The sequence below is a fragment of the Tenacibaculum geojense genome, from assembly GCF_042676005.1.
GTDB lineage: Bacteria > Bacteroidota > Bacteroidia > Flavobacteriales > Flavobacteriaceae > Polaribacter > Polaribacter geojense.
The window spans coordinates 1-4,119 of record NZ_JBHTJR010000039.1; the positions used below are offsets into that span (position 1 = coordinate 1).

General features: G+C 28.4%; 5 protein-coding genes. All 5 read right to left on the reverse strand.

Annotation, left to right across the window (positions count from 1 at the left end):
- Window positions 1-501: 501 nt before the first annotated feature.
- Window positions 502-918 (reverse strand): hypothetical protein, encoded by a 417-nt coding sequence (locus ACFQ1U_RS06685; protein WP_386106614.1) that lies wholly within the window; start codon window positions 916-918, stop codon window positions 502-504.
- Window positions 919-1,138: 220 nt separating this feature from the next.
- Window positions 1,139-1,408 (reverse strand): hypothetical protein, encoded by a 270-nt coding sequence (locus ACFQ1U_RS06690; protein ID WP_386106616.1) that lies wholly within the window; start codon window positions 1,406-1,408, stop codon window positions 1,139-1,141.
- 4 nt (window positions 1,409-1,412) lie between these two features.
- Window positions 1,413-2,087 (reverse strand): lipopolysaccharide core heptose(II) kinase RfaY, encoded by a 675-nt coding sequence (locus ACFQ1U_RS06695; protein ID WP_386106618.1) that lies wholly within the window; start codon window positions 2,085-2,087, stop codon window positions 1,413-1,415.
- 209 nt (window positions 2,088-2,296) lie between these two features.
- The gene (locus ACFQ1U_RS06700) at window positions 2,297-2,935 is read right to left on the reverse strand and encodes a peptidylprolyl isomerase (protein WP_386106620.1); all 639 of its coding nucleotides are present in this window, start codon (window positions 2,933-2,935) and stop codon (window positions 2,297-2,299) included.
- A 225-nt stretch (window positions 2,936-3,160) separates the two neighbouring features.
- The gene (locus ACFQ1U_RS06705; RefSeq protein ID WP_386106622.1) at window positions 3,161-4,033 is read right to left on the reverse strand and encodes an NADAR family protein; all 873 of its coding nucleotides are present in this window, start codon (window positions 4,031-4,033) and stop codon (window positions 3,161-3,163) included.
- Between the last annotated feature and the right edge of the window lie 86 nt (window positions 4,034-4,119).

The window sequence follows — 4,119 nt, forward strand, 5'->3', positions numbered from 1 at the left end:
AACCAAAAGACTGAAACTATTGCTCACAACGGTTTCGTATAACCCGTCAGTTATCGGGCTAATTTAGCCATTTTTTTTAGTTATTTACTAGCTTAAGCAATTCTGAGTGGATTCGGACGTAGTCGAATCCGCCGTAATTGCGGTTATACATTGTTGGGTGCAGTTTTTTTATTTTCCAAAAATTCTATTTAAATATTGAGTTTGTTTATTATTCGCAACATTACCATATCTCAATTTCGGCAAAGTGTTTCTCAATCGGACAATACTTTCTTCTGACCAATCATTAGTCAACTTTAAGTTTTGTAACTTTTTTAATTCTACTATTGGTTCCAATGAATTATCCAAGATTTTGGTGGACATAAGATATAGGTATTTTAAATGAATTAACTCGCTTATAAAATCAATCGATTTTAGCTTTAGTCGTTCGTACATTCCTCCGCTGATTCCAAGTCCTTCTAATTGTTTAAGATTGGCTAAATAATTCCAATCACTAACCTTTTTTTAATTTTCTGATTCTAAAGTGATTAGTTTTGGCAATTCGCATATTGGTCGAATACTTTCTATACCAGTTGATAAACCAAGATTCAAATGCTCAATTTCGGTTCTTTCTTTCAAACATTCCAAATCTTTTATAGAGCTCCATTTGATATTTATTCCTTTTAAGTTTTTCATTCGGCAAATGGATTCAAATGTTGTTTGGTTTAACTTATGATATGTCCATACGAATTCAACATTATCCAGTTTTTCAAGCGTGCTATTCCAGATTTTTAGTTCTTTAGTTTTGTTGTCTTCGTTTTGGAATCCGATACCTAGCCATTTAACTTTATTTATTTTATTGTTATCAAAAGTTAGATATTCAGGTTTTCTATTTTTGACGCTCCAAAATCCGTATTTAATATCTTTCTTTTCTAGACTCAATGTCGTTTGTTTTAAATTGCACCCAACGGTTTGGCTAAACTTAGTGTGGGAGTTGATAATCACAGTTTATCGGACGAGTCACTTAGCTTAAACTTATTTTATAGTTTTTTCTTTGTTGACTTAAAACTAATCAAATAAGTTTAAGCGGACAAAGTAAAGCAGCCAAAATATCGAGAAAGCCTAAAAACCCACATTAAGTTTAGCCATTGTTGTGTGTATACTACGGAATACATTTTCCGTATTTGTTTTCAAGCTTATCTATAATTGAAAATTTATTTTTCTCTCTAATTTCAGATTCATAAACTTTAATATTATATTCTTTTTCGTCAGAACACAACTTTTCAATATTGTCTTTTTCACAAAAATATACTTGTAAAGTATTTTTATTGATACATAGTTTATATTCCTCTTTGACTACCTCTAACATTTCAAAAAGACTTACAATATCACTTTCCTTAATCGCATTTATTGCTAAACAGATATCATTCATTTTCTTAGTATTTATAATTTTCTAAAAATATTTTCTTAAAGTCTAAATCAAAATTAGTTTGATTATTAATATTTTCTAATTCTTTTAAAAAACCTCTCCCAAAATGAGATGTGGTTTTGATTAAGTCTTCATTAATTCTCCTATTATTAGGTGTAAAACAATTATATTTTTTACAATACTTAAAATCTGGAAAATGTAGTTGACTGTAATCAATTAATTTTATTTCTAAATTTTTATTTATTAAAACATTATCAAGATGAGGGTCCCCGTGAGAGAAATTATGTTTATGCCATTTAGAGACTTCATTTGCGAAATTCTTGATTCCTTGAATTAAGTCTAACGTATTATTTTTGTTTAAATTAATAAATTCTCTAAATGTTATTCCTTCAAAAAATTCTATTAGAATACACCAATCATTATTCCATTTAAAACGTTCATAAAACTTTATCAGGAAATCATATTGATTAGATTTTTTTTTAATTTCATTGAATACCAGTTCACTTCCTTCTCTTCTCCTTCCAAAATGATTTTCTTTTCCATAAGCATTATTGCATTTTGGAACTTTATTGAAGCGCTTTATTATGAATTTATCATTTTCATTTTCAACTAAAAAGACATCTGCATTTTCTCCGTTTTGTTGTAGTGTTTTGATGATTTTAAAATCTTTTATTTTATTCATAGCTATTTAGTTACACACAACGGACTTGTGTATGAAACGTAGCGTGTAAATAGATACTACCTTTTCGGATTTACATAGAGCCGAATTTTTATATTTTGTTTTTATTTTTCTCTTTTTTAAAAGCCAAATTAAAAATTTAGCAGACTTTCTAAATATACACAAACCTTTCGGTTAAGCACTTATTAGCTATGTTTTATACACCGTGTTAGCTACTGCTTTTTTATTCTAATGTAAGTTCGTATTTCACTAATTCTGTCTTTATGTGTTTTTAGAACTACATAATACCAATTTTGCATCCAATATTTGTCTGAATTGTCTACATCAACAGTAAAAATATCAGATTCATTATGTTCAATAACTGCTTTTTCAAAATCAGGAACCAGCTTTCCTTTTTTAAACCATCCTAAATCTCCTTTTTTAGAATTTCCATCCATATTATATTCATCAACTAAATCAGTAAATAAAACTCCAGATTTATATTTTTTTATTATAATCGGTCTAATTGAATCAATTTCTTTTTTAGTTAATTCATCTGCATTTAAGTATATATAGCTTGCACGATATTCAGTTTCTTTGGAGGAATCAATTAACTTATAATAATAATTCCCATTTTCGATTTTTATCTTTTTTATTTCTCCTTTTTTTAATCCCAAAAGTTTTTTCGAAATTCCAGAATTCAATGTGTTTAGTTCAATAAATTCAATAATCGAATCAGAATTTTGAGATTTATATTTTTTAAAATCTTCTTGGGATTTTATACTTTCTAAAGTCTGCTTAATTTCTTTTTTTGTTTGTCCTTTAGCTATTATTGTGAAAAGAATTAATAATATTCCAATATAGTGTTTCATTTTGTTAAATTAGTTCAGAGTTGTAGCTAACGGCTTCGGCTATGATTAGTGCGGGAATAGGGAAGCGGTGGCTTTCCGATTTAGCACTAAGACGAAGCATTTTGTTTACTTTTATTTTTTTCTGCTCAAAAGTCAAATCAAAATGATTTGACGACTTTATAAAAATACACTAAACTTTGGATTAAACACCAAACCCGTATTAATTATAGCCATTGTTACCAGTAGTTATTTTTGTTTATTTGTTGTATAATCTTCTTGTTCCCAATATCCGTTTGAAAAGTTGTTTTTCATTAAATCCTGTCTCAATTCAGTCAGTACAATACCTAACCAATTAGTTCCTTTCCATTTTAAAGGATTATAAGAGTCTTCATTGTCAGAGTCTAATCCGATTCCCCAAATTTTATCATATGGACTAGCTTCAACTATTGTTTTTCCTTTTGTTGATATTAATAACTTTAAATGCTCAGAGTTCTGTTCAAACTTTGCCTTATTGCCTTTATAAACTATATCTAATGCGTTTCTATTCCAGATTTCAATGTCAAATCCTTTTACTTGTCTTCCTAAATTCTTTTGCTCTCTAACGTTACTAGTTGACATTATTTTATCAGCTATTTCGTTATCATTAAATAATTTGGCTTTTCCGAACATCATATATTGTTCGGCACTATTGAAAGTCAAATTGTCAATTTTGAATTCAGATTTATGCCATTGAGAGAAAGGATGTTTTGTCTCATAAAAGAAGTAGTATTCTTCATTTAAACTTTCAGGTTTATACCAACCAATATCTCCGCCTGATAATCCTAATTCTAAATGTTTTGAGTTGAAATAACTTGGTTCAAAAGGTTTTAAAGGAAAGTCTGGATAACCAATTAAACACATTCTTTCTTCATTTGATGAATTAATTCCTCTTTCTAAATGTCTATTAAGGATTTTCGGTTGTCTTTTCGAGTTTTGTAAAAAATCTTTTAATTGATTTGCGAATTCGTTCTCGTTATCACTAAATTCTTTATCAAATATTATCTCGTGTAAACTTGCGTGCATTTCACCTCCACAAAGTTTGGCATCTCCGATTCTATATTGATAATATTTAAAGTTCATTTTTGTTATTACTGGTAACGGTTTCGTATAACCGTCAGTTACGGGTTAAATTAGTTATTATTTTCTTTTATTCACTAGCGTTAGCA

Excerpts from the sequence above, each read along its gene's own strand:
- ACFQ1U_RS06695 (WP_386106618.1), bottom strand. The coding sequence starts at position 2,087 with ATGAATAAAATAAAAGATTTTAAAATCATCAAAACACTACAACAAAAC.
- ACFQ1U_RS06700 (WP_386106620.1), bottom strand. The coding sequence starts at position 2,935 with ATGAAACACTATATTGGAATATTATTAATTCTTTTCACAATAATAGCT.
- ACFQ1U_RS06705 (WP_386106622.1), bottom strand. The coding sequence starts at position 4,033 with ATGAACTTTAAATATTATCAATATAGAATCGGAGATGCCAAACTTTGT.
- ACFQ1U_RS06690 (WP_386106616.1), bottom strand. The coding sequence starts at position 1,408 with ATGAATGATATCTGTTTAGCAATAAATGCGATTAAGGAAAGTGATATT.